Raw genomic sequence first — 26,056 nt, forward strand, 5'->3', positions numbered from 1 at the left:
CTGTGATGTCGAATGTGAGTGAGCGGGCTTGATCAGCCAGGAACGAATCCGGGAGACGCGACCGTCTGGGAAGAAAATTCTCGAATTATGGAGCGGGCCAAATGAGTGACGCATCCTCGTAGAGCGAGTCGATGAAACGTGTGTCGAAGAGCGCGGCTGCGTCTTCGGCAGACAGATCCTCCGAGAACATGTTGTAACCCGCGAGCATGGTCCGGAGAGATTCAACGTTGGCCAAATCGATTGCCCCGCGGTTTACTCCGTCAACTTCGCTTTCCTCGACAATCTCGAGCTCGGTTTCCCAGACCTTGAGGTTGTGTTCAGCGTCGTAACCTTCGCCACTGAGGTCTGATGCGAATGAGACGCACTCTTCCCCGTTCTTGCCGCAGTAGTCCAGCGCTTTCAACGCACCCCGGAGGAAGTCCTCGACCACGGTGGGGTGCTTCTTGGCAAAATCGGGGTTTACCGCGAGCGCACCGAGCGACGACGGAACTCCGAAGTCAAACGGCCGCCAAACGGTAACTTCATTGCCGGCAACCTCAAGCAGATTCGGTTCGTTGGAGAGGAAGCCCGTGAGTGAGTCAACTTGTTTTCGCGGGAGGATCGTGGGGTCGTAGCCGACAGTGACCTGCTGCATGCTGGCGACATCTGCTCCCGCGTCGTCGAGCATCGCTTGTACCGCAGCGGGCAGGACGCCCTTGTGGCCCAGGGTTGAGCCGTCCAGGTCGGTCAGATCGTCGATGTCGGGGTTGGTCATAAGGACCTCAAGGCCGACATTCGAATAGGAAGAGATTCCGATCATCTCGATTCCGTTGTCAGCTGCGAGCAGGACGTCCTGCTGGCTCACCGCCGTGAACTGAACCGTGTTTGCCGCGATCAGCTGAGAATTCTGGCCGGTGTCCCCGGTGCCAGGTTGGATTTTGACGTCGAGACAGAGGGCGTCGAAGTAGCCAAGTTCTTCCGCCGCAAGGATTTCGAGGATGGATACGGATGCCTGGTACTGGTATCCGGTGAGGTAGCCGACCGTGCCGGCTGCCTCGTTTTGCGCGCAGCGCTCCGCGGAGATGGCGGAGCCCGCTTCTTCCTTGCCGGACGCGCCGCCCGCGTCAGCGGTGCTGCACGCGCTCAAACCGGTGAGAAGGGCAGCGACGCCCACACTCGCTGTGACGATGTGGTGGAAACGTTTTTTCATCTGGTTCTCCTGGTGGGTGGGGCGGATCCGGGCAGGGGGTATCGCGGAAAGGGAGGTATGAGAGGAAGAGCAGGACTGGCGCGGCGTCGAATCGCTAATCGACGTCGCCGATTCTCGAGTCGTGCCAGTGCAGGGCTTTGCGTTCAACGGCCGTCACGATCGCCAGGAGGGCGGAACCCAAAACGGCGAGGACGAATATCGACGCGTACACGACAGGAAGCCTGTTGTTTGAGCTCGCTGTCGAGATCACAGTTCCGAGGCCCTCCGCCGATCCGGGGGCAGCCATTTCGGCAACGACCGCTCCCACGATGGACAGCGGAAACACGATCTTGAGCGCAGCGAACAGGTATGGCGTCGCACTCGGGATCCGCACGTGCCACAGCATCTCGGCGCGCGAGGCCTTGATCGTTGTGTAGAACTGCAGGACAGGGCCAGGAATCGAGCGCAGGCCTATGGAAACGTTGATCAGGATGGGGAAGAAGCAGCAGATCGCCGTGACGATGAGTTTCGGTTCCGGTCCGAATCCGAACGCGACGACGAGTACCGGGGCGATAGCGACGAGTGGGGTGACGTTCATCACCACGGCAAGGGGCATGATCGCTCGGCGGATGACCGCGACCTCGCTCATGAGGATCGCAAGCACGAAGGATCCAGCGAAAGCGATCGCAAGTCCGAGAATTGCCTCCTGGAGGGTGACCCAGGCATTCAGGAGGTAGAACTGCGGGTTGCCGGTGAGCGTCGCGAAGACGGAATCGAGTGGCGGGAGCAAATAGGGCATGGTCGCTGCTCCCACGAGCCATAAACCCGCCAAGGCTGCGAGCATTATCAGCACGGGGAGAGACCGGCTGGGCCGCAGGAACTTCAGGTGCGATTTCGGGTGGTGAGGATTCAACCGCGAGAAGGTCGGCGCGGCCGCGCGGGTCGCGAGGACCGCCGGTGCCGCCTGTGCCTCTGCTGTCGTCATGCGGACACCCTCTCAGCACTCGTTGCGGGTTCCTGCCAGGCATTTTGAAGACTCTCCCGGATCAGGTCTTCGTACCGGTGGAAAGCCGGCGTTTTGATGAGAGCAGAACTCCTCGGACGAGGGAGATCGATGTCGATGACGTCGACGATGCGACCCGGTCGCGGTGCCATCACGATGACCATGTCCGAAAGCCGCACAGCCTCGGTGACGGAGTGCGTCACGAACACGACGGTCGACTGCATTTCGTCCCAGAGATCGAGCAGCTGCTCCTGAAGCGCCTCCCGCGTGAACTCATCCAACGCTGAAAATGGCTCATCCATTAACATCACGTCTGGCCTCAGCCCAAACGCACGCACAATGGCCGTCCGCTGTTGCATACCACCGGAAAGCTCTGCCGGGAGTTTGTGCATCGCCTCCCCGAGTCCTGCGGCGCGGAGCAACTCACGCATATACGGCTCCGCCGCGATCCCGCTTCCCATTTCGAGACCACGTGCGGCCGCTGGCCGCTTCTTCTCGCCCGACCGATTGATCTTGTGCGGCAGCATGACGTTGTGAAGAACATTGAGCCACGGGAGGAGAGCGGGTGCCTGGGGAACCAGACCAACCATCTTGGCCGAGCAGGCAAGCTCGGGCGTGACACCGTAAACGCTGACCTCGCCACCATCGGGTACCTCGAGTCCGGCGATGAGTCGAAGGAGGGTGGACTTGCCGCATCCGCTTGGGCCAATGATGCTCACAAATCGGCCGGGCATGATGTCGAGATCAACGTGGTCGAGGGCGATCATTGAGGATTCGCCGCTGCCGTAGATGCGGCGCGCTTTCTCAAGACGAATGGCAGGCACGGACGAATGGTCGATCATCACATCAACTTTCTGAAGGTGCGGTTTTGGTAAACGAGCGGCGTGCGTGCGTGGTGAACAACGTCGTCAACCGCAATAAGCAGCATCAGGTGGTCTCCGGCGGTGAGCCGACTCTCAACGCGGCCGACTATCGACGCCATGGAGCCTGAGATGACGGGCACGTGCGGATGTGACGGTTCCAGCTCGACACCGGTGAATTTGTCTTCGTGTTTGCGGGCGAAGTGCAGAGCGAGGTCTGCCTGGTCGTGCGCCAGCACGTTGACGACAACCAGATCGGTCGCCTCAAACGCGGGATAACAATCCGCGGTGTCCGCCAGAAATACAGCGACGAGTGGCGGTTCTGACGACACCGACGTGAAGCTGTTGGCGGTAAACCCATAATCGCGTCCGCCGTGACGGGTCGTAATCAGTGTGACGGAGGTGGCCATGTTGCCGAGCGCTGGGCGAAGCGCGGCGAGCGCGTCGGGGCTCATGCGAGGGTCCTGTGGACGTTCAGACCCGCGAGACGCCCGGACCGATCAGCGATGCACGAATGCCCGCTCACCTCCGGTCCGCTGGACACGGCTAAGGGGTTTTGGGCCCGGACGAATATCGACGACATGGTGCCTCCACGAACTCAGGGAATAGGTTCAACGTGGAGAGCGTGCGAGGCGAATCGATACCGATGTGCCGCGCGGAGGTCCATCAGAATTTAAGCTAGGTGGCCGCTGTTACCGAGAGCGTCACTTTTCGTTTCGGGTTCGTAAACTCGTCGGCGAACAACGTCCGGAGTTTTTCATCGTCTCCGTAGACGAGCACCTCGATACCCAGATCCGCCGCGGCAAGCGTCGCCCATCCCGCCTTCGCGAACGCCTGGGCCACCGTCTCGGTCACGCACAGTACCGCGTGCGAGCCGGGAACAACCGCGCGCTTCAGCCACGCCAGCTTGAACATGTCCGCGTTGACCTTGTTGCGGTGTGCAGACTTGAACACGCCACTGTTCGTCACAAGTTGCACGAGCGTCGTGCACTGCTCGTCGGCGCCGTCCACCTCGAGGCGTGTCGCCTGATCGACAGCGATCGAGCATGGCTCGAGGGGAACGCCAAGTCGCTCACCGAGGGCGTTGAGCATTCGCCACTCGGTTGCCCCCTCGGCGAATCGGTGCAGAACACGTGCCCCTTGCCACTGTCGACCTTCCATAGCCGCGATGGTAAAAGGACCGCGTTTCGGCGATGTTTCTGGGATATGTATGCGTCGTGTCCGTCGGTGTGCAACAACTCCGCGGAGCGGCTACAGCTCGTCGAGCGACCCGATGATGCGCACCCCGGCGGCAGCTGCCGCTTCCTGGGCCGCAGCGATCGCACTGGTTCCCACCGGCGTCCCGTGCCCGAGCGCCCCGGCGACAACGTTCTCGCCGAACCGGTTGAGCCACACGCCGGTGAGTCCGGCATGAGCGGCGCCGATGGCATCCGTTTCCAGGCGGTCGCCAACGTAGGCGGCGTCCGATGGCGCGACACTGAACAGGCGGCATGCCTCGTGGAAGATCCGCGGGTCAGGTTTCGCGAATCCCACAGCGCCCGACGCGATGACGTGTTCGAACCGGTCGGCGAGGCCGGTGCGGTCGAGCTTGACCTGCTGATAGTCCGGTTCACCATTGGTGATGACGCCGACGCGGGTTCCGGCATCCGCCAACCGATCGAGGCAGGGGAGCGCGTCGTCGAACAGTCGCCAGCTCATCCGGTAGCTGTCGAAGTAGGTGTCGAACCAGGTATCGGCCTCGGCGTCGCCGAGTGAGACGCCGTGCGCGGCTGCAAAGTCCCGGGCACGCGCGCGGCGCTGGCCGGCGAAGGTCAGCTCCCCGGAGAGGTAGCGGTGATAGTGCTGCTCCTCGAGCGAGTGCCAGAGAGTCACGGCGGCGTCGCGGTCGTTGACTTCGAGATGCCCGGGGATGAGATCGACGTGGCGCAGGATGCCACGGGAGACAGCACCGCGATGGTCGAGCAGCGTGTCATCGAGGTCGAACAGAACGACGGAAGGAGCGCTCACCGTGAGAGGACCTCTGCTGGCCAGCCCGCCGCGGGGCCCGGCCTGTCGGAGACGGTGAGCTCAGCGCGGTGGCTCGGCGCAAACTCACCGAACCGAGCGACCTCGGCACGACTGACGCCGGTGTACCGGAACCCGACCTTGCGGGCGACGAGCGCCGACGCAGGGTTGCCGATGAGCGCTTCCCAGACGATGGTGGTCTTCGGCCGGGCGCTGTCAGCGAACCACTCACTCTCGAACGCCCAGTCGCAGACCGCGGCGACGGCCTCGGGCATGTAGCCCTGGCCGCGCCACGGTGCGCCGAGCCAGAACCCGATCATGGCCTGGGAGTCGTTCCAGTCGCGCAGGGAGACCACGCCAAGGATCGTCGGCTCGTTCCGGCGGCGGAGGGCCCAGGTCAGCTCCTTGGCGCTCGTCCAGCCCGGCTGGACCACCCTGGTCAGGAAGTTCTCGGCGTCGCGCAACCGGTACGGCTGCGGCACCGTCGTGAAGTCCTGAATGAGCTCATCCTGACAGTACGCAAAGATGAACGGGACGTCTGCCTTCGCCGGCTCGTCGAGGATCAGCCGGTCGGTTTCGATGCGCACAACGTCCATGGAGTCAGCCTACCGGCGAGCTTTGTGCCGACGACGGCCTGCGTTGATCGGAGGCTACGAGCGCGGCAGCAACCCGACGCGCTCGTATGCGGCCGCGAGTGTCTTCTCGGCGACCTCGTTGGCCTTCGCGGCGTTCTGGGCGAGCAGCCGGTCGAGCTCGGCCGGGTCGTCGAGCAGTTCCAGTGTGCGGGCGCGCACCGGCTCGAAGACGGCGTTCACGGCGTCGACGACGCCCTTCTTGAGGTCGCCGTACCCCCGTCCCGCGTACTCGTCCACTATCGCGTCGATGGTCCAGCCCGACATGGCCGCGAAGATTGTGAGCAGGTTGGACACACCAGGCTTGGCCTCGCGGTCGAACCGGATCGACGCGTCGTCGTCGGTCACGGCACGCATGATCTTCTTCTGGTTCACCTTGGGGTCGTCGAGAAGCTTGATCAACCCGGCCTCGCTCTCGGCCGACTTCGACATCTTCGACTCCGGGTGCTGCAGGTCGTAGATCTTCGCCGTTTCCTTGAGGATGATCGGCTCAGGCATCGTGAAGGTATCGCCAAACCGGCTGTTGAATCGCCCGGCCAGGTCGCGGGTCAGCTCGAGGTGCTGCCGCTGGTCTTCTCCGACGGGCACCACGTTGGTCTGGTACAGCAGGATGTCGGCCGCCATGAGCACCGGGTAGGTGAACAGGCCCACCGTGGTCGAGTCGGCACCGAAGCGCGCCGACTTGTCCTTGAACTGCGTCATCCGCCCGGCCTCACCGAAACCGGTGATGTTGTTGAGAACCCACGACAGCTGCGCGTGCGCAGGCACGTGCGACTGCACATACAGCGTGCTCTTCGACGGGTCGATTCCCGCCGCGATGTACTGCGCGGCCGTCGACCTGGTGCGGGCCCGCAGCTCGTCGGGGTTCGGCGAGCTGGTCAGCGCGTGCAGGTCGACGACGCAGTAGTAGGCGTCATACTCGGCCTGCAGCGCCACCCACTGCTGCAGCGCCCCCACGAAATTGCCGAGGTGAAGTGAGTCGTTCGACGGCTGCATTCCGGAGAACAGTACGGGCTTGGTCATGAGGGTCCTTTGGTAGCTGTGCCCGGTGTGGGCGAAAGTTTTCTTCGGTAGAACGGATGCCGCGGGGCGCTCGAATCGATCGGCTCACGATATCGCGCCGCCTGCGCTGCGAGAGGCTGTCAGATCGCGTAGTCAACAACGACGGGGGCGTGATCGCTCCATCGCTCCGCGTGGCTGGCCGCCCGGTCGACCCGGTAGTCCTTCACCGTTGCGGCGAGCTCGGGAGTGGCGACGTGGTAGTCGAGTCGCCAACCGGTGTCGGTGTCGAACGCGCGCCCGCGCTGCGACCACCAGGTGTATGGTCCTTCCACCTCGCCGGCCCAGGTGCGGCCGACGTCGACCCAGCCGAGTCCCGGACCGGTTGTTCCGTCGACGCACTCGACCTCTTCGCCGCGCTTGCCGAAGAACCTGTCGAAGTACGCACGCTCCTTCGGGAGGAAGCCGGCGTTCTTACGGTTGCCCTTCCAGTTCTTGATATCGAGTTCACGGTGCCCGACGTTGAGGTCGCCGAGCACGACCGCATATTTCGAGTGTGCGGCGATCTCGGGAAGGCGCGCGGTCATGGCATCCAGGAACTTGTACTTCTCCACCTGCTTCGGTGTGTTGTCCTCGCCGGAGTGAACGTAGGTGGACACCACTGTGACGATCTGGTCGCCCACCTCGTAGTCGGCCTCGAGCCAGCGGCCCGCGCTGTCGAAATCTTCGGCACCGAACTCCACCCGGTGAATGTGTGCCTTGGCGCGGCTCACAATGGCGACGCCGGCACGTCCTTTTGCCGTCGCCGGGTCGTGCAGGATGTCCCACTCCGAGCCGAGCAGGTTTTCGAGGTCACTCGTCGCTGCACGGACCTCCTGAAGAGCGAGGATGTCGATGTTCGAGGCGTCGAGCCAGTCGCCCATTCCCTTGCGGAACGCCGCTCGTACTCCGTTTGTGTTGACCGAGGCAATGCGAAGCGGGGAGGAAGTTGACATTCCTCCAGTTTAGATCAGGGCGGTGGCACGCCCCTGAGCGGCCGCGGAGACTTGCAGAGGTGGGCGTCCCGCGTCAAGGGAATACCATATTGGGCGGGTGAAGGGGCAGAATGGTGCGACAGGCGCGCTCCGTGGGCTGAGGGGTACCCGGCCTGTACTGTTTTGAGACGGTTTGAGGGACGAAGTGACGACACTGCAGCGCACACGCATACGACCGGACTACCGCTATGCCATGACGAACCAGGGCCAGCCGTGGATCTACATCGCCGGAGACTCGATACTCGTGGCGATTCGCACTCCGTCGGAGCCGACTGTGGTCGAGGCCCTCTGGGCCCTGGTCCACGGCGGTTCTGCGACGTTCGATCAAGTGACAGCCACAGTGCCGAACACGCGCGACGGAGCGCCTGCGTCCTTCGTCGTCGTCGAGCGCGCCGACGAGGGCGACAGCGGATCATCGCTCACCCTGCTCGTCCACGGCGATGGGGTGCTCGACCTGCGGGTGAATGAAGAGTGGCAGCGCATCGCCCCTCCGGCCGGTCAGGCCTGGTTGCGTGACTCGGTCACCGGTGTCTCGGCGTTCGCCACTGGCGCGCTCTCCCCGGGTTCCGGTTCCCCCGCCGGGGGAGTGTCGTTCCCGCTCGGGGCCGGAGTCATCGTCGCCAACCGGATCGACTGGTCAGCTGCCGCAGCGCCGACGGATGACGCCGTTCCCGCCCCGAGTCCAGCTCAGACCGAGACGACCGCGACACCGACGGGCGCCCAGGCCCCTGACGCTTCAGCAGTCCCTGCGCCGGTTGCTCCGGTGCCGGCAGCCGCGCCAGGCGCATCATCGGTTACGCCAGCGGATGTTTCTCTCGCTGCGGCGGCGGGACTCCCGCCCGTTCCACCATCCCCGTCAGCGCCCCCGGCCGACACGCCGTCCCTGACGCACCGTCCCGCTGCAGCCAGGCAATATTCGCCGGCCGAGACCGACACCATCATTCGCCCGCCGGTCCAGCGAGTGAAGGCGCAGGACGATCCCCAGATGCGCCACGACGGCCAGACGGTGCTTCGCCGCGACATCGCACCGCCGATCGAGGACGAGACGGTGCTGCGCGAAGCCCCGCTCGTGCCGGATGACCCCAAAACCCTCCTGTACGGTTTCCGCATCAACGGTGGCCAGGCGTACCCGCTGGACGCGGTGCACTACTTCGGCAGAAACCCACGGCAGCCCCGCATCCCGCTCCCGGACCCGTCACGCCTCGTTCCCGTTGTCTCTGCGTCGAAGTCGGTGTCTGCGACGCACCTCGAGATCAAGCAGATCGGCGACTCCATCGTCGCCACCGACCTCAAATCGACCAATGGTACGTCGGTGATCGCACCGCAGAGCCACTGGCAGCGCTTGCGCGCCGGTGAGAGCGTCGTCGTTATCCCAGGCACGTTTATCGACATCGGCGACGGCAACGTCATCGAAATACTGCCCCCCTGGCCGGGGGTATAGAAGTTTTGGTTTCTCCCTAGAATGGGAGAGAGGCCGAGGGGATTGCGGTAGTTGTTTTCCTTGTGCCCGTGAGCCGTCCTCTCGACGCGCAATTTCCAGATTGGGAGGACCATTTGCGCCGCTTGCCATCACTGCCTCCCGCTCTCCCGGGTTTCTCCTTTGTGCGGATTCTCGGTTCAGGTGGCTTCGCCGATGTCTTCCTGTACGAACAGGACAGCCCGCGCCGACAGGTCGCCGTCAAGGTGATGCTCTCCGAGTACGTCAACGTGGAAGTGCGCCGGATGTTTCAGGCGGAGGCAGACCTGATGGCGCAGCTGAGCCCTCATCCGGCGATCCTCACCGTCTATCAGTCGGGGGTCGCCTCAGACGGTCGGCCATACCTGGTGATGGAACTGTGCTCGGCGACGATCGGCGAGACCTACCGTGATGACCCCCTGTCGGTCTCGGAAGCCCTTCGCATCGGCATCAAGATCGCCAGCGCCGTCGAGACCGCGCACCAGGCGGGTGTGCTGCACCGCGACATCAAGCCGGCCAACATTCTCATGACCGCGTACGGCAACCCCGTGCTCAGCGACTTCGGGATCGCTGGAACCCTCGGCGAGTCGGTGATCGACGACACAGTCGGAATGAGTATCCCCTGGTCGGCGCCGGAAGTGCTGCACAGTGAGACGAACGGAACGATCGCGAGCGAGGTGTTTTCACTCGCAGCGACGACGTACTCGTTGCTCGCCGGTCGGGCGCCGTTCGAGACCCCGCGACAGGACAACTCCTCGGCGTCGTTGATCTCCCGTGCGAGCAAGGGCAAGCCAGAGCCTCTCGGCCGCACAGACGTTCCGGACAAGCTCGAGCGCGTCCTGGCCCGCAGCATGTCGCGGCGTCCTGAGCAGCGTCCGCAGTCCGCCATGGAGTTCATTCGCGAGCTGCAGGGCGTTGAAGCCGAACTCGGCTTCGCCCAAACCCAGCCAGATGTCGCCGTTCACGCCTGGGCGCAGGCCGCAGTGGTGGACAACGCCGACAGCACCCGCGTCCACTCGATCCGCACGGTGGATCCCGGCAGACGGCGCCGTCGCACGGCCGAAGACGCTTTCCAGAGCCCCGGCGCCACCCGCGGCGCGGCCAGGGACTCCCGGTCAACGCCCGTCGCTGACCGAAGCTCGGGGGGCCAGGCGCCGCTCACGCACGGCCCCGCTTTTGTGACCGCCATCGTTATCTGCAGTGTCCTCGTTGTGCTCCTCGCCGTGACCACGGTCTTCGTCCTGATCAGGACCGCGGCATCCGACGCCATCCCGACGGTCGCTAATGTTGCCGCAGACCTTCGCGGGTCAAGCGTGGTGTTCAGCTGGCCAGACCCGGGAATCGGAGACAGGGACTCCTTCCAGATCCGCATGCCGGACGGCGCGGCATCTATCCAGAAATCCACCGAATTCACCGTGGACGCCGAGCCGGGCGAACGTGCGTGCATCACGGTGCGGGTGATGCGGGACGGTGCTCTCGGTCCGTCGAGCAGCGAGAAGTGCGTCGACGTGCCGACTGGATCCGGCTGATGATCAGGGCCTGGATTCGCAAGCGCCGGTCGCTCATCGCGACGTTGACGAGTGGCACCGTAATCTGTGCCCTCATTGCGACGGCTGCGGTGATCTCTGACGGATACCGGGCACAACAACTCGATCTGGGCGACGGTGCGGTCTGGGTGGTCAACCAGGAGCGACAGGCCATCGGCCGCGCCAACACCCAGGTTTTTGAGCTGAACACAGCGGTCCGCGCAACCTCGTCGCAGATCGAGGTGCTGCAGTCCGGAGAGACAGTGCTCCTCGTCGACAGGGTGCGCAGCTCGTTCGACATCATCGATCCGACGACCTCCGAGGTCACCGAGAGCGTCCCTCTGCCGCCGGGCGATACCGAGGTTGCCCTCGGCACCGAGCGGTTGGTGGTCGAGTCCGGCGGCGACATCTGGTTCGTCCCGCTCGTCGACCTCGCGACCTTCGATGCTGAGTCAGCACCGGCACTTTCTCTCGGGGCGGATGCCGTCACGTCGGTCAATGCGCACGGGGACCTGTTCGTCTTCGCGCCGGAAACCAGCAGCGTCTATCGGGTGCCGGCGGACTCCGACGCGGCCACTGACGTCACCGAGGTTCCCGAGCCGACCGGTGGCGTGCAGCTGAGCTCCGTCGGCCCGGATTTTGTTCTGCTCGACGAGGCAGAGTCGAGCATCAGCTTCGATGGTCGAACCGTGCAGCTTCCGGATGCGACAGGTGCCAGGCTGCAGCATCCGTCCACGTCGGGTGACCGCGTCCTGGTCGGACTCGACGGTGGCATCGTCGCGGTTCCGCGTGGTTCCGGCGATGTAGCCGTGCTGAGAGCCGGGGCGGCGGGAGCAGCGACCCGGCCGATCATCGCCGGGGACTGCGCGTACGGCGCGTGGTCGGACGGGTCGGTATTCACCGAGTGTGACGGCAGCGCAGACACAGCGCAGATCGACGGGCTCTCCGCGGCCGCGAACCTCGTCTTCCAGCCCAATGGTGCGCACGTGCTCCTCAACGACGTCGTCGGCGGAAATTCCTGGGCGGTTCAGGCGGGCAACCGGGTGATCGACAACTGGGATGATCTCGTCGCCCTCGACGATGACGAGCTCACGGTCGAGGACAACAACGAAGACACGCCCCCCGAATACGACGAGACGCAACAGCCGCCAACGGCCGTCGCCGACGACTTCGGCGCGCGGCCAGGAAGGACATCGCCGCTGCTCGTTCTCCTGAACGACTTCGACCCCAACGGTGACGTGCTGATGATCGACTCCGTCACATCGCTCCCGGAGAGCGCCGGGCGGGTCGATATCGTCAACAACTCCCAGCAGTTGCAGGTCACGCTCACGGTGGGCGCGACAGGCACCCACCAGTTCGACTACACCATCTCAGACGGCAGGGGCGGAACCGCAACGGCCACTGTCACAGTTGCGGTTCGCCAACCGACGGAGAATGCAGTGCCGGCCCAGATGAGGACGACCAAGGCGTCGGTTGCGAGCGGGGCCCGGCTGTCGCTCGCCGTCCTCGGCGACTGGGTCGACCCTGACGGTGACCCGTTCTACCTGACCCAGGCGAGTGTTGCTGCTCCCGACCTCGTCCAGCACACGCCAGACGGCACAGTGATCTTCACCGACGCGGGCCTCGGCGGCACGCTCAAGGAGATTGGCCTTGTCGTGTCAGACGGCTCACTCGACGGCACCGGCACCCTCGCGGTCACCGTGGCACCGGCGGGAAGCGTCCCCATCATCGCTGAATCGTTCCCCGTCATCGCGCTTGCGGGTCGCGAGGTCGAGGTCGCGCCGCTCGTGCACGCCCGCGGCGGCTCCGGTCCGCTTCGGCTCGCCAACGTGCCGGCGAAGGACGGCGCGACGATCACCCCCGACTACGACAGCGGGACTTTTCGGTTCACCAGCACCGAGACGCGCACCCACCACATCGACTTCTCGGTCACGGACGGGACCGTGACAGCAACAGGGGTCGTCCGGATCCAGGTGATCGCCCCGCCCGACGCCGGGGCGAAGCCGGTCACTGTTCCACACACGGTGTTCGTCCGCGAGCAGAGCAGCGAGACCGTCGATGTGCTCGCCGGTGACTTCGACCCCGCCGGTGGCGTCCTGGTCCTGACCGGGGTGTCGAATATCGCGCCGCTCTCCGGCGTTCGGGTGGAGATCCTCGAACAGCGGATGCTGCGCATCACCCTGACCGCGCCGCTCGAGGCTCCGCTCTCGTTCAACTACAGCGTGTCGAACGGTGTTGCCGTTGCCGATGGCACGGTCACCGTGGTGGAGATCCCCAACCCGGTCAAGCGGCAACCGCCGGTGGCCTTTCCCGATACCGTTTCCGTGCGCGTCGGCGATGCCATTGATGTTCCTGTTCTCGCGAATGACACTCACCCTGAGGGCGACCCGCTGACGCTCGCGGCCGAGCTCGCGAGTCCGTTGCCCGACCGCGGTGGGCTGCTCTTCACCTCGGGAAACATGTTGAGGTACCTCGCGCCGCAGACGCCGGGAAACTATACGGCGGTCTATCGGACGACGGCACCTGACGGGCAATGGTCCGACGCGCAGGTCACGTTCACCGTGCGCGAAGCCGACATGGTCTCGAACGCGGCGCCAGTGCCCAAGACCGTCGTCGCCCGGGTGTTCTCGGGCGAACGCGTCCGCATCTCCGTTCCGCTCACGGGGATAGATCCGGACGGGGACTCGGTTCAGCTCATCGGGCAGAGCTCGAACCCGGGCAAGGGAGCCGTCGTCGGCGCCGGAAACGACTGGTTCGACTATGAGGCGGGGGCATACTCGGCGGGGACCGACAGCTTCGAGTACACGGTCGTCGACGCTCTCGGAAAACAGGCGACGGGACTCGTGCGAATCGGGATCAGCGCCAAGCTCGATGGCTCCCGTGTGCCCGTCGCCACGCCTGATGAGGTGCTCACCCGACCGGCGTCCACTGTTGCCGTCCGCGTGCTGGCGAACGACTCAGATCCCGACGGCGGCGCGCTGACCGTGATCGGTGTCGAACCGACGGGAGAGGGCGCGACCGCGGCCATCGACGGCGACGTGGTTCGCGTGACCGTTCCGAAGGGGGAGGGACGGTACGGCTTCATCTATGAGATCGAGAATGAGGGCGGCAACACCTCGAGTAACTTCCTCACCGTGGTCGCCCGTGACGATGCCCCACTCGCGCGCCCCATCGCATCCGACGTCGTCCTTACCATCGACGACATCCGCAATCGGGTGGTTATCGATGTCAACGTCCTGAAGAACGTCTTCTGGGCGGACGGACCGGCCTCGGAACTCGACGTTTCAGTTCCGACGGGGTTCAGCGAGCTCGCCTCGGTGACGCCGTCCAAGCGGGTGCGGGTGACGCTCAGCACCGAGTCGCAAATAGTGCCGTTCCGGGTGAGCAACCCCGATGATCCCTCGGTTGGTGCCCTCGCGTTCATCTGGGTGCCAGGGCTCGATGCCGCCCTGCCGCAGCTGCGGCCTGGAATCAAACCGATCAGTGTGGTCAGCGGAGAGCCCGTCGTTATTGCGCTCAACGACTATGTCATCGCGGCCGCAGGGAAGACGGTGCGGCTGACGGATGCCGCCAGGGTGCGGGCGACGAACTCCGATGGTTCTGACCTCGTCGTCGACGCGTCAACACTTCGATACACGAGCACCGAGCTGTATTTCGGGCCGGCGTCGATCTCGTTCGAGGTCACGGACGGCGAGAGCGCGAGCGATCCGAACGGCAAGGTCGCAACGCTCGTTCTTCCGATCGAGGTGGCGTCCCGCGATAACCAGCCGCCCGTCTTCACCGGGGGTTCGATCGATTTCGAGCCGAACCAGGTGAAGACCATCGACCTGGTCAAGCTCACGACCTATCCGTACACAGACGATGTGGACGAACTGGAATACCGGGTGTTTGACCCACGTCCGTCCGGGTTCACTGTGTCGATCCGGGGGCAGGAACTCACGGTGACCGCTGCAGCCGACATCGAGCGCGGCGCATCGCCGAGCATTCTCATCGGTGTCCGCGACGCGGTGAATGACGGGGTGGCCGGTCGCATCCAGCTTGCCGTCGTGCCGTCGACGCGGCCGCTCGCTGTGCCGGCCGCCGACACGGTGATCGCCCAGCGGGGAACGTCGACACCGGTCGACGTTCTCGCCAACGACAGCGCAACCAACCCGTTCCCCGGCTCACCGCTCCGCGTGGTCGCGGTTCGCGGCCTGGATGGAGGCAACCTCCCCGCCGGGGTCAGCGTCGCGCCGAGCGCAGACAATTCCCGGTTGACGGTCACCGTCGCACAGGATGCCGCCGCCATCGACACCTCACTCCAGTACCAGGTTGCTGATGCCACTGGCGACCCGGCGCGGTACACCTGGGGCGCGGTACGAATCTCGGTCCAGGACCGCCCTGACCCTGTGTCCAACCTGCGTGTGACCGGATTCGGCGATCGGAAAATCTCGCTGAGCTGGACGCCGGGCGCGGCCAACAACTCACCCCTATCCGGCTTCGACGTCGAGTTGTTCAGGGCAGGAACCCAGACATCGCTCGGTGTCACGACCTGCGCATCCACGTCGTGCGAGGTCCCTACGGCGGGGAACGGCAAGGCGAACGCGGTTCGCGTTGAGGTCAGCGCACGTAACGCGAGGGGCGAGTCAGACCCGGTCCGATTTGTCGAACCGGTCTGGTCCGACGTCATCCCCGCCGCCCCGACCGGCCTGTCGGCCAGGCCGCTCGATGGGGCCCTGCTGCTGAGCTGGAACGCGGTTCCGCGGCCGGGGCAGGGCAGCGATGTGCGGAGCTACCAGGTGACCGTCGGGGGAGTACCCCGTGGTGAAGTCAGCGCGTCCTCGTGCTCATCGACGTGCTCCACGCGTATCGGCGGTCTCAGCAATGGATCGAGCGTCGAGTTCTCGGTGTCCGCCCGCAACGACGCGATTCCGGCGCTCACCACCTGGAATGCCGCTTCGGACTCGGCAAAGCCCTTCGGTGCTCCTCGCGGCGGCGCAATCGCCGTATCGAGTGACGCCGCGAGTGCCAGCGCGACAGTCAGCTGGAGCGAGTTCGACGGAAACGGGGACCCGATCGGTGGATACTTCGTCGGGCGGTTGAGTTCCGGTTCAGCGCCGCCCAACGCCTGCACGGTGTCATCGCCGCCGCCCGGGAAAGTGTCCGCACCCACAACAGGTGGCGCCATCGAGGACGTCGTTGCCGTCTCGCCAGGGACGTTCAGCCACACTTTCGACAACCTGACCAACGAAGGTTCGGGTTACTCGTTCGTGGTCTGGGGATACAACAGGGCCGGGTGTGTGGCAACCGAGGTGAAAACCGACATTGTCCGGCCTCTGCCCGGCGCCGTTTCTGTGACCGGGACCATGCGGTTCACCGACTCCACTGAGACCGAACGCGATTATGCCGTCACGTCTGTCACGCCAGTCGGTTTCACCTACGAGATCAGCATTCCCGGCAGCGGCAACTGGATGGCGTTCAGCGGAACCGGCTACCCGCGGCAGCTCCTCGGACTCGGCTTCGGCCAGCCCGTGTCGTTCGAGATCCGTGCGTGCAACACCTGGGGCAACCAGGCCTGCGGGCCGGTATCGCTGGACACGGCGCCGGAGCCATCGATCAGCCTGACTCCGTCAGCGCTGTCATACGATGCGACCCTTGCCACGTGGAGCTGGGCTGCCGATCCTGATAACGGTCCACTTCCTGTTTCGTATTCGTGCGGGGCAGTGAACGACGCGACAATCACGGGGACCCGGACCGGGAACACTTGTGTTCTGAGCGCACATCCCGCCGATAGCCAGGTGTGGATAGAGGTCGTTGTAAAGGTTGACGAGGTCGACTACAAGAAATCCTTCTTCAGGCCATGATGGAGTCGACGGAACACCGCGTGAACCGCGGCATCACGAAAGGCACAACCCAGATGACAATGACATCCGAGCAGGCCACCTGGTTTGCGGGCGTGTGCGACCAGCTCGTCGAGAACGTCGAGCAGGTGCTCCTCGGCAAGAATCACGTGATCCGGCTGTCCTTCGTCGTGCTTCTCAGCCGCGGGCACCTCCTGCTCGAGGACGTGCCAGGCACGGGAAAGACCTCCATGGCCCGCGCCATGGCCGAGAGCATCGCCGGTGTCGCCAGCCGCGTGCAGTTCACGCCGGACCTCCTGCCGGGTGACATCACCGGTGTGAGCATCTACGACCAGCGCAGCGGGAGCTTTGACTTTCACCGCGGCCCCATCTTTGCGAACATCGTGCTGGCCGACGAGATCAACCGCGCAAGCCCCAAGACCCAGTCAGCGCTGCTCGAGGTCATGGAGGAGGGGCACGTCACCGTTGACGGGATCACCCACCCCGTCGGCACCCCGTTCATGGTCATCGCGACGCAGAACCCGGTCGAGCAGGCCGGCACCTACCGCCTGCCGGAAGCGCAACTCGACAGATTCATGATGAAGACGTCGATCGGCTACCCGGACCACCAGTCCACGATCCGGATTCTCGAGGGCTCAGACCAATCGGAAGCGGTGGAGTTGACTCCGGTTGTTCCGGCGTCGACCATCGCCGAGATGACCCGACTCGCCACAACAGTGCACGTCGACGCGTCACTCCACGACTACGTCGCGAGGATCGTTGAGGGCACGCGGCAGGCCGCAGAGGTGCGGCTCGGGGCGAGCGTGCGCGGGGCGCTGTCCCTGGTGCGTGCATCGAAAACGCTCGCTGCGGCATCCGGCCGGTCATTTGTCATCCCCGACGACGTCAAGTCGCTGGCGGACTCTGTGCTCGCGCACAGGCTCATCCTCGACGCCGAAGCGGAGTTCGACGGGGTGAATCCGTCGAACGTGATAGCCCAGGTCCTCATCGATACCCCACCACCGCGCGACGCGGCTGCGGCCTAGGACCGCGGCGTGGCCGGTCCGGGCGGCGTCAGGGAGGTGACGGCCGCACAGAAGAAGATCCAACCATCGCGAGCGGTGTCGGCCGTCGCACCGGCACAACCGGACGTTCACAACGCGAGGATGCGACTCGTCGGCTCGAGAGAAGGAGTGCTGGCCGAAGGCGTGGTCGGTGCGGTTCGGTTCGGTCGGGCTGCCCGCACTGTGTTCGCCCGCTGGATCAGCGTGACGGACGTTGTCACCCCGCTGGGCTGGGCGGTCATCACGAGCGTCGTGCTCGCGTTTCTCACCGGCTACGGCCTGGGCTGGCAGGAACTCGTCGCCGGCGCGTGGGCAGGTGCTGTTGTGCTCGCGGTCGCGGCTCTCTTCCTCATCGGGCGGATGAGCCATGAGGCCGCGCTGACGCTGCCCGTCAGCCGGATCACCGCGGGCGAGCGGGCGGCCGTGCAGGTCGAAGTCCACAACCCGTCGCGACGGCTGCTGCCGGGTGTCCGACTCGAGGTGCCTGTCGGCGAGGAAATCGCCGCATTTCAGATCCCGGTGCTCGGCCAGGGAAGCACGTTCGAGGACGTGTTCACGGTGCCAGGCATTCACCGCGGCGTGATCCCCGTCGGCCCGGTCCGGGTCGTCCGGACCGATCCGCTCGGACTGGTCAGGCGCGAAAAACAGTGGGAGGAGAAGACCGACCTGTTCGTACACCCCAGGACCATCCCGGTACCGAGTCTCAGCACCGGGTTCGTGCGCGACCTTGAGGGCAACCCCACGCGTGACCTCACCGCGACAGACGTCTCTTTTCACGCCATCCGTGAGTACATGCCGGGCGACGAGCGCAGGTCGATTCACTGGAAGAGCACCGCGAAAACCGGACAGTTCATGGTGCGGCAGTTCGAAGAGACGCGGCGAAGCCATCTCATGGTGGCGCTGAGCCTCGCCGAGAGCGACTACTCCGGCGAGGATGATTTCGAGATGGCCGTGAGTGTCGCCGGTTCCCTCGGGGTGCGCGCCATTCGTGACGCCAGAACGGTCTCGGTCGTGGCGAGCGAGTCGACACCCGAGTTCGCGCGGCGCAAGCTGTTCGCGATGAAGACTCTCGCCGCAATCAGCCCGTCGCGGCTGCTCGACGATCTCAGCAGGGTAGAACCGGGAGCTACAGCCCTGGACGTCTCCGACCTCGCCAGGGTCGCCGCGGACTCGATCGCGGGCATTTCGCTCGCGTTCCTCGTCTGCGGTTCCGCGGTGACTCCGGCGACTCTTCGACAGGCGTCTCGGCACTTCCCCGCGGGCGTCGAGGTCATCGCCGTTGTCTGCGACCCCGAGATCGTGCCAAGTTTCCGGACCGCCGGTGAGTTGTCTGTCCTGACCATCGGGTTCCTCGAGGACCTCCAGCAGGCGATGGCGAGAACCACGGCGTGACAAGTCTCAGCAAGGCCACCAGGAACGTGCTGTGGAACACCGCGTTCACCGTCCTCGCCGTCGCCGCGGCCTCAGCACTGTGGTGGCCGATTTACCAGGTGACGCGGTTCGTGCTCGTCGCGGTCGTCGCGACAGCCCTCGGCGTCGCGATCGTCCTCATCGCCCGGAGGTTGCGGCTGCCTGGCTTCGCCGTCGTTCTCATCAGCGTGCTGATGTACCTGCTCGTCGGGGTCCCGCTCGCGCTCCCCGATGAGACACTCTTCGGCGTTTTGCCGACCTGGCACGGGCTGGTCGACCTCGTTGTCGGCACGGGGCGGAGCTGGAAACAACTGGTCACGATCCTGCTTCCGGTCGGGGCGTACCAGGGACTGCTCATTCCGCCGCTCGTCAGCATCCTGGCCGTGACGGTGATCACGCTGTCGATCGCGGTGAGGACCAGCCGGCCCGCATTCGCCGTTGCCTTGCCCCTGCTCCTCGGCGTGCTCGGCATCGTCTTCGGCGGGGAGATCGGCTGGGAGTCCGTGCCGCTCGGACTCACGGTGGCGGTCATCACGCTGGTCTGGCTGGTCTGGATCGGCCGGCAGTCGCCGGGCAAGGCCGATCAGACGGATGCTGTCGCTGCTGTTCGCACGTCGTCACGGGAGCGTCGCCGCGCCGCCATCGTGAGCGGGGTGAGCGCTGCGGTGATCATCGCCCTCGCAGCGTGCGGCGGCGCCGTCATGGCATCCGTTCTTCCACCGGCAGCGGAACGCCAGGTGGTTCGCTCGCACATCGAGCAACCATTCGATCCACGCGCATACCCGAGCCCGCTCTCCGCTTTCCGGAGCTTCCACCAGCCCGACACCGCCGGGATGGAAATGCTCACGGTTGCCGGCCTTCCCGAGGGCGGCCGCTTGCGGATGGCGACGCTCGACACATACGACGGCGTCGTCTTCTCGGCGGGGACGGAGGACGTGACGGCAGGCTCTGGGACGTTTGTCCGGGTGCCGTATCGCCTCGACCAGCAGGCAAGCGGCCGGATCGTCACCCTCGATGTGACGATCGCCGGTTACTCCTCGATCTGGGTGCCGGGTGCTGGACACCTCAGGCAGATCGACTTCGACGGACCACGCGCTGCGGGGCTGGCCAATTCATTCTTCTACAACGACATCACGGGAAGCTCAGCGGTGGTCGGCGGATTCGCGCCAGCGGACAGCTACCAGCTGGAATCCGTTGTCGCCCAGGCCCCATCCCTGACCGAACTCGTCAGGATCCGGCCGGGTGCAGCGGGCACCGGAAGCGCCATCGAGCTGCCCCGCGCCATGACCGAGCGGCTGGACGCGTACACCGCGGGGATTTCGGGCGCAGGGGCCAAGCTCGTCGCGATGATCGAGGGACTCAAGAGCGACGGATACATCAGCCACGGCATCGGCGAGAACGAGCCGACGAGCCTGTCCGGGCACGGCATCGACCGCATCACCACGCTCTTCACCGAGCGACCGATGGTCGGTGATGAGGAGCAGTACTCGGTCGCCGCCGCCCTCATGGCCCGCCAGCTCGGGTTCCCGGCCCGCGTGGTCGTCGGGTTCCAGCCCTCGGTCCGGCAGGACGCGACAGTGACAGTGTCGGGCGATGACATCAGCGCGTGGATCGAGGTGCAGTCGAGTGACGGTACCTGGCTGACGGTCGACACCACCCCGCCGGTCAGGGAGATCCCGGAAAAGGAGCCGGATGAGCCGACCACTGTGTCCCGGCCGCAGTCCGTCGTTCAGCCACCCGTCGAGGAACGCGACGCCGACACCGAGCAGATTCCCGCCGAGGACAGCCTCGACGAGGAGGACGAACCGCTTGACCCACTGCTCGCGGCCCTTCTTCTGGCGGCACAGGTCATCGGCGTACTCCTTCTCGTTGCCGCTGTGATCGCCGCGCCCTTCCTCACGGTGATCGCGGCAAAGGTGAGGCGGCGCGCGCTCCGGCGCTCCCGCCGCACACCGTCGGAACGCATTCGCGCCGGCTGGCAGGAGTTTCAGGACACCGCTGTTGACTACGGCGTCGAACCGCCGCCGTCGGCGACCCGGCGGGAGGTGGCGGCGGCGACAGGCAGCAAGCGGGCCGTCGCCCTGGCATCCGTCGCAGACCGCGCGACGTTTTCCGTTCAGAAGCCGAGCGACGAGGATGCCGATCTGGTGTGGACGGCCGTCGACGATCTGCGACGCTCATTCGGCCGTGCCCGCACGCGCCGCGAACGCCTCAGGGCGGCGACCTCCCTGCGCTCATTCAGGATCAGGCCCCGCCGTTCGGCACCGTAGCCGGGAGCCCGGGCGAGGTAGGGTCGGATGCACCGGAGAAAGGTGCAACATGTTGCTGCGCGGCACTGGAGTCGGCCGGGGTATTGCGATTGGACCCGTCGTCCGAATGCCGGACCCGCTGTCCGAGCCCGATGAGAAGAGGCGGACGACCGACGCCGACAGTGAGTATTCGCGGGCGCTGGCCGCGCTGACAACCGTCGCTGCCGATCTCACGGATCGTGCCGGACGGGCGGGCGGCGAAGCCGAGGGAGTGATTCACGCACAGGCGATGATGACCCAGGACCCCGCGCTCCTCGATGACGTGCGATCCAGGATCGATGCCGGTTCCACCGCGGAACGGGCGGTCTTCGAGGCGTTCCACAGCGTCAGGCAATTGCTGCTGTCGATGGGAGGCAGCCCGGCAGACCGCGCTGTCGATGTCGCCGATGTCTCCCAGCGTGTGATCGCACAGCTTCGAGGTGTCGCGCCGCCCGGTGTTCCCAGCGTCGACTACCCATTCGTTCTCCTCGCCAGGGACCTCGCACCGTCAGACGCTGCGATGCTCGACATCGGGCAGGTGCTCGGGCTCGTCACGCTCGGGGGAGGGCCAACGTCGCACACCGCGATTCTCGCGAGGTCGAAGGGGATCGTCGCCGTCGTCGGTGTTGCGGATGCCGCTGGGATCGACGACGGGGCGACGGTGCTCCTCGACGCGGGGGAGGGAACCGTCACCGTGGCGCCGACCGCGGAGGAGATCGCCGCGTCACGTGAACGGCTCCTGGCGCGACGGGTTGCCGTCCCGGTCGGGCCTGGCACCCTCGCCGATGGCACCGGAATCGAATTGCTTGCCAACATTGGCAGCCCGGACGAGGCGGAAGCCGCCCTCCAGCAGGGCGCTGAGGGGATCGGGCTGTTCCGCACCGAGTTCCTGTTCTTCGGTGCGCGCACCGCGCCGACAGTGGCTGAACAGCAGGCTGTCTACCGGCGGCTGTTCGAGGCGTGCGAGGGCAAACGGGTGGTCGTACGAACCCTCGACGCCGGCAGCGACAAACCGCTGTCCTTTCTCGGAACGGGCGCTGAAGAGAACCCGGCACTCGGGGTCCGCGGCATCCGTGCCCTTCGCGCGCATGAAACCGTGCTCCGCGACCAGCTCCTTGCCCTGGCCGCCGCAGACGCCGAAACCGATGCCGATGTCTGGGTGATGGCTCCGATGGTCGCGGATGCCGATGAGACCGGATACTTCGTCGCCCTCGCGCGCTCCCTCGGCATCCGTGTTGCCGGCGTGATGGCAGAGGTGCCCTCGTGCGCGCTCATGGCGGGGCAGGTGCTCGGGATCGCCGATTTCGTGTCGATCGGCACCAACGACCTCACCCAGTACACACTCGCGGCTGACCGCAGGCTTGCCGCTGTTGCCGGATACTCGGACCCGTGGCACCCGGCGGTCCTTCGCCTGGTGAAGATGCTCGGAGATGCGGGGACCCAGTCAGGCCGCCCGGTGGGGGTGTGCGGGGAAGCGGCGGCAGATCCGATGCTCGCCGTTGTCCTCGTCGGGCTCGGAGTCTCCAGCCTGTCGATGGCGCCGTCGGCACTCGACGCGGTGCGCACCCAGTTGCGGCAGCACACGCTCGAGCATGCCAGGGCGCTCGCGGTTGCCGCGCTCGGCGCGTCGACGGGCGCTGAAGCCCGGGCACGCGTCCGCGACTGACGTCGGGCGGACGGGAGAGAGGGAATCCGGGTGCGATCGATATACTCGCCGCATGCGGATCCGCCCCGTAGATCTCGTCGACGTCCTGGTCTATCTCGTGGTGCTGGGAATGTTCATCCAGCTGTTTCCCGACGTCATCTCCGAAACGTTCCTGTTGGCGTTCCTGACGGCGGTCCTCCTGAAAGTCGTCCTTGAGGTCGTGCTGAGGGCGAAGAAGAAAATCGTCGCGCGGATCCGGTCGGCTGACACTCTTCGGGTTCGAGTCGTCAGCGCGATCACCCTGTTGCTCGTGCTGCCGGGGAGCAAGTTCGTGGTGCTTGAACTGGTTGCCCTGGTTTTCGGCGACGCCGTCCGTCTCGGCGGCTTCTTTCAAGTGACCGCACTGATCATCGTTCTCATGCTCGCCAGAGGCGGCGTGCGATGGGTGCTCAGCCGGACCGACGAGAGCGCATCAGCCTAACCGGCATCGGGCTCAACGGGGCATCGGGACGCGGCAACGACGAAACCCCCGCTCACAAGAGCGAGGGTTTCGAGGAGTGTGTCGAGCGTTACGCCTTGCCGCGCATGATCGCCTGCTTGACCTCTGCGATCGCCTGCGTGACCTGGATGCCGCGGGGGCAGGCATCCGTGCAGTTGAAGGTGGTGCGGCAACGCCAGACACCTTCTTTGTCGTTGAGGATGTCGAGGCGAACCTTGGCGGCGTCATCCCGGGAATCGAAGATGAACCGGTGCGCGTTCACGATCGCTGCCGGGCCGAAGTACTGGCCATCGGTCCAGAAGATCGGGCAGGACGAGGTGCACGCTGCGCAGAGAATGCACTTGGTCGTGTCGTCGAAGCGAGCGCGGTCGGCGACGGACTGGATCCGCTCCTTGCCTGCACCCGGCTTCGAGGACGGGATCAGGAACGGCTGGACCTCGCGGAACGACTCGAAGAACGGGTCCATGTCGACGATGAGGTCCTTCTCGAGCGGAAGTCCCTTGATCGCTTCGACGTAGATCGGCTTCGAAATGTCGAGGTCCTTGATGAGCGTCTTGCACGCCAGGCGGTTACGGCCGTTGATTCGCATGGCATCCGAACCGCAAATACCGTGTGCACAGGAGCGGCGGAAGGTCAGTGACCCGTCCTGTTCCCACTTGATCTTGTGCAGCGCATCGAGGATGCGGTCGGTCGAGAACATTTCGACGTCATAGTCGACCCACCTGGGCTCGTCGTCAATCTCCGGGTCGAACCGGCGAACGATGAGGGTGACGATGAACGGCTTCAGGGCGTCGTCCACCGGTGCCGGAGCGTCAAGAGTGGCTGTTGACATGTCTAGTACTTCCTCTCCATCGGCTGGTAGCGGGTCATCACGACGGGCTTCCAGTCCAGGCGGATGTGGTCGGCGGCATCCGAAGAGTGCGGGTCGCCGGTCAGGTACGCCATCGTGTGTTTCATGTAGTTCTCGTCGTCGCGGTCGGGGAAGTCGTCGCGCATGTGGCCGCCACGGCTCTCCTTGCGGTTGCGGGCGGAGTAGACGACGACCTCGGCGAGGTCGAGCAGGAAGCCGAGCTCGATGGCCTCGAGCAGGTCGGTGTTGTACCTGCGACCCTTGTCCTGGACGCCGACGTTCATGTACCGATCGCGAAGGTGCTGAATCGTGTCGGTGACCTCAGAGAGCGACTCGTCGGTGCGGAAGACCTGCGCCTTCATGTCCATCTGTTCCTGGAGCTCCTTGCGGAGCACCGAGATGCGCTCGGTTCCCGGGTTGCTGCGCATGCCCTCGATCATCTCGCGCACAAAGGCGGCGGGATCCTCGGGCAGCGGCAGGAACTCGGCGGTCTGCACGTACTGGACAGCGTTGTTTCCGGCTCGCTTGCCGAAAACGTTGATGTCGAGCAGGGAGTTGGTGCCGAGCCGGTTCGAGCCGTGCACCGAGACGCAGGCGCATTCGCCGGCCGCGTAGAGGCCGGGAACGACGGTCGTGTTGTCGCGGAGCACCTCTGCGTTGTTGTTGGTCGGGATGCCGCCCATCGCGTAGTGCGCCGTCGGCATCACAGGCACCGGCTCGGTGACCGGGTCGACGCCGAGGTAGGTGCGGGCGAACTCGGTGATGTCGGGGAGTTTGGTCTCGAGGACCTCGGCGCCGAGGTGGGTGCAGTCGAGGTAGACGTAGTCCTTGTTCGGACCGGCACCGCGGCCTTCAGCCACTTCCTTGACCATGCAGCGCGCGACGATGTCGCGGGGAGCGAGGTCCTTGATGGTCGGGGCGTAACGTTCCATGAACCGCTCGCCGCTCGCATTGCGGAGGATGGCTCCCTCGCCGCGGGCGCCCTCGGTGAGGAGGATGCCGAGACCGGCGAGCCCGGTCGGGTGGAACTGGAAGAACTCCATGTCTTCGAGCGGGAGCTTCTTGCGCCAGATGATTCCGACGCCGTCGCCCGTGAGGGTGTGCGCGTTCGAGGTCGTCTTGAAGATCTTGCCGAATCCACCGGTGGCGAAGATCGTCGCCTTCGAGTGGAACACGTGCAGGTCACCTGTCGACAGTTCGTAAGCGACGACACCTGCAGGCTGTTCGACTCCGTCGACCTCGCTCATGATGACGTCGAGCACGTAGAACTCGTTGAAGAAGTTGATGCCGAGGCGAACGCAGTTCTGGAACAGCGTCTGGAGGATCATGTGGCCGGTGCGGTCGGCGGCGTAGCAGGCTCGGCGGACGGGAGCCTTGCCGTGGTCACGGGTGTGGCCACCGAACCGACGCTGGTCGATCTTGCCCTCTGGCGTCCGGTTGAAGGGGAGGCCCATGTTTTCCAGATCGATGACCGCGTCGATGGCTTCCTTCGCGAGGATCTCAGCAGCGTCCTGGTCGACGAGGTAGTCGCCACCCTTGACCGTGTCGAAGGTGTGCCACTCCCAGCTGTCTTCTTCGACGTTGGCGAGGGCCGCAGCCATGCCGCCCTGAGCCGCGCCGGTGTGCGAGCGCGTCGGGTACAGCTTGGAAATCACAGCGGTCTTCGCGCCGGGGCCGGCCTCGATCGCCGCCCGCATGCCGGCGCCGCCGGCGCCAACGATGACGATGTCGAACTGGTGGTAGTGAACTCCATCGATGATGGTGGAGTCGCTTGGGTCCTGAGTCACAGATGCATCCAA

Annotated in this window: 19 protein-coding genes; 8 read left to right on the plus strand and 11 right to left on the minus strand. The window is 65.3% G+C overall.

Features of this window, described 5'->3' with window-relative positions:
* Positions 1-85 precede the first annotated feature (85 nt).
* The 9 genes from AC1X6S_RS09530 to AC1X6S_RS09570 all read right to left on the minus strand — a co-directional run bounded on the left by AC1X6S_RS09530 (position 86) and on the right by AC1X6S_RS09570 (position 7,661).
* A complete protein-coding gene (locus tag AC1X6S_RS09530; RefSeq protein WP_483405512.1) occupies positions 86-1,189 on the minus strand; it encodes an ABC transporter substrate-binding protein in 1,104 nt (367 codons plus the stop codon).
* Between the two features lie 94 nt (positions 1,190-1,283).
* The gene (locus tag AC1X6S_RS09535) at positions 1,284-2,153 is read right to left on the minus strand and encodes an ABC transporter permease (RefSeq protein ID WP_483405513.1); all 870 of its coding nucleotides are present in this window, start codon (positions 2,151-2,153) and stop codon (positions 1,284-1,286) included.
* On the minus strand, positions 2,150-2,995 hold the full coding sequence (locus tag AC1X6S_RS09540; protein ID WP_483405514.1) for an ABC transporter ATP-binding protein: 846 nt from the start codon (positions 2,993-2,995) through the stop codon (positions 2,150-2,152). Before AC1X6S_RS09540 ends, AC1X6S_RS09535 begins: the two co-directional genes overlap by 4 nt.
* Before the next feature lie 17 nt (positions 2,996-3,012).
* A complete protein-coding gene (locus AC1X6S_RS09545; protein ID WP_483405515.1) occupies positions 3,013-3,486 on the minus strand; it encodes a flavin reductase family protein in 474 nt (157 codons plus the stop codon).
* A gap of 223 nt (positions 3,487-3,709) precedes the next feature.
* Positions 3,710-4,192: a hypothetical protein gene (locus tag AC1X6S_RS09550; protein WP_483405516.1), complete on the minus strand. Its 483-nt coding sequence runs from the start codon at positions 4,190-4,192 to the stop codon at positions 3,710-3,712.
* A gap of 90 nt (positions 4,193-4,282) precedes the next feature.
* Positions 4,283-5,038 (minus strand): HAD family hydrolase, encoded by a 756-nt coding sequence (locus AC1X6S_RS09555; protein ID WP_483405517.1) that lies wholly within the window; start codon positions 5,036-5,038, stop codon positions 4,283-4,285.
* A complete protein-coding gene (locus tag AC1X6S_RS09560; protein WP_483405518.1) occupies positions 5,035-5,631 on the minus strand; it encodes a GNAT family N-acetyltransferase in 597 nt (198 codons plus the stop codon). Before AC1X6S_RS09560 ends, AC1X6S_RS09555 begins: the two co-directional genes overlap by 4 nt.
* 54 nt (positions 5,632-5,685) lie before the next feature.
* Positions 5,686-6,690 carry a tryptophan--tRNA ligase gene (gene trpS / locus AC1X6S_RS09565; protein WP_483405519.1) on the minus strand — a complete coding sequence of 335 codons (1,005 nt, stop codon included), beginning with the start codon at positions 6,688-6,690 and terminating at the stop codon, positions 5,686-5,688.
* A 119-nt stretch (positions 6,691-6,809) separates the two neighbouring features.
* On the minus strand, positions 6,810-7,661 hold the full coding sequence (locus AC1X6S_RS09570; protein ID WP_483405520.1) for an exodeoxyribonuclease III: 852 nt from the start codon (positions 7,659-7,661) through the stop codon (positions 6,810-6,812).
* Positions 7,662-7,845: 184 nt separating this feature from the next.
* Between AC1X6S_RS09570 and AC1X6S_RS09575 the strand changes: the two genes are divergently transcribed.
* The 8 genes from AC1X6S_RS09575 to AC1X6S_RS09610 all read left to right on the plus strand — a co-directional run bounded on the left by AC1X6S_RS09575 (position 7,846) and on the right by AC1X6S_RS09610 (position 23,389).
* Positions 7,846-9,141, plus strand: coding sequence for an FHA domain-containing protein (locus AC1X6S_RS09575; protein WP_483405521.1), 1,296 nt, complete (start codon positions 7,846-7,848; stop codon positions 9,139-9,141).
* Between the two features lie 122 nt (positions 9,142-9,263).
* Positions 9,264-10,685 (plus strand): serine/threonine-protein kinase, encoded by a 1,422-nt coding sequence (locus tag AC1X6S_RS09580; protein ID WP_483405522.1) that lies wholly within the window; start codon positions 9,264-9,266, stop codon positions 10,683-10,685.
* Positions 10,685-16,525, plus strand: coding sequence for an Ig-like domain-containing protein (locus AC1X6S_RS09585; RefSeq protein WP_483405523.1), 5,841 nt, complete (start codon positions 10,685-10,687; stop codon positions 16,523-16,525). Before AC1X6S_RS09580 ends, AC1X6S_RS09585 begins: the two co-directional genes overlap by 1 nt.
* A 53-nt stretch (positions 16,526-16,578) precedes the next feature.
* The gene (locus tag AC1X6S_RS09590; RefSeq protein WP_483405524.1) at positions 16,579-17,547 is read left to right on the plus strand and encodes an AAA family ATPase; all 969 of its coding nucleotides are present in this window, start codon (positions 16,579-16,581) and stop codon (positions 17,545-17,547) included.
* 9 nt (positions 17,548-17,556) lie between these two features.
* Complete coding sequence (locus AC1X6S_RS09595; RefSeq protein WP_483405525.1) at positions 17,557-18,957, plus strand: DUF58 domain-containing protein; 1,401 nt, start codon at positions 17,557-17,559, stop codon at positions 18,955-18,957.
* Positions 18,954-21,245 (plus strand): transglutaminase TgpA family protein, encoded by a 2,292-nt coding sequence (locus AC1X6S_RS09600; RefSeq protein ID WP_483405526.1) that lies wholly within the window; start codon positions 18,954-18,956, stop codon positions 21,243-21,245. The genes AC1X6S_RS09595 and AC1X6S_RS09600 overlap by 4 nt, the downstream gene beginning before the upstream one ends.
* 49 nt (positions 21,246-21,294) lie before the next feature.
* On the plus strand, positions 21,295-22,929 hold the full coding sequence (ptsP, locus tag AC1X6S_RS09605) for a phosphoenolpyruvate--protein phosphotransferase (RefSeq protein ID WP_483405527.1): 1,635 nt from the start codon (positions 21,295-21,297) through the stop codon (positions 22,927-22,929).
* Positions 22,930-22,981: 52 nt separating this feature from the next.
* Positions 22,982-23,389, plus strand: a complete 408-nt coding sequence (locus tag AC1X6S_RS09610) for a hypothetical protein (protein ID WP_483405528.1) — start codon at positions 22,982-22,984, stop codon at positions 23,387-23,389.
* A gap of 88 nt (positions 23,390-23,477) precedes the next feature.
* Here the strand turns inward: AC1X6S_RS09610 and AC1X6S_RS09615 are convergent, their stop codons facing one another.
* Both AC1X6S_RS09615 and sdhA read right to left on the minus strand, forming a co-directional pair.
* Positions 23,478-24,239, minus strand: a complete 762-nt coding sequence (locus AC1X6S_RS09615) for a succinate dehydrogenase iron-sulfur subunit (protein WP_483405529.1) — start codon at positions 24,237-24,239, stop codon at positions 23,478-23,480.
* Between the two features lie 2 nt (positions 24,240-24,241).
* Positions 24,242-26,044, minus strand: coding sequence for a succinate dehydrogenase flavoprotein subunit (gene sdhA / locus AC1X6S_RS09620; protein WP_483405530.1), 1,803 nt, complete (start codon positions 26,042-26,044; stop codon positions 24,242-24,244).
* Positions 26,045-26,056 lie beyond the last annotated feature (12 nt).

The sequence above is a fragment of the Mycetocola sp. Y442 genome (assembly GCF_056898615.1).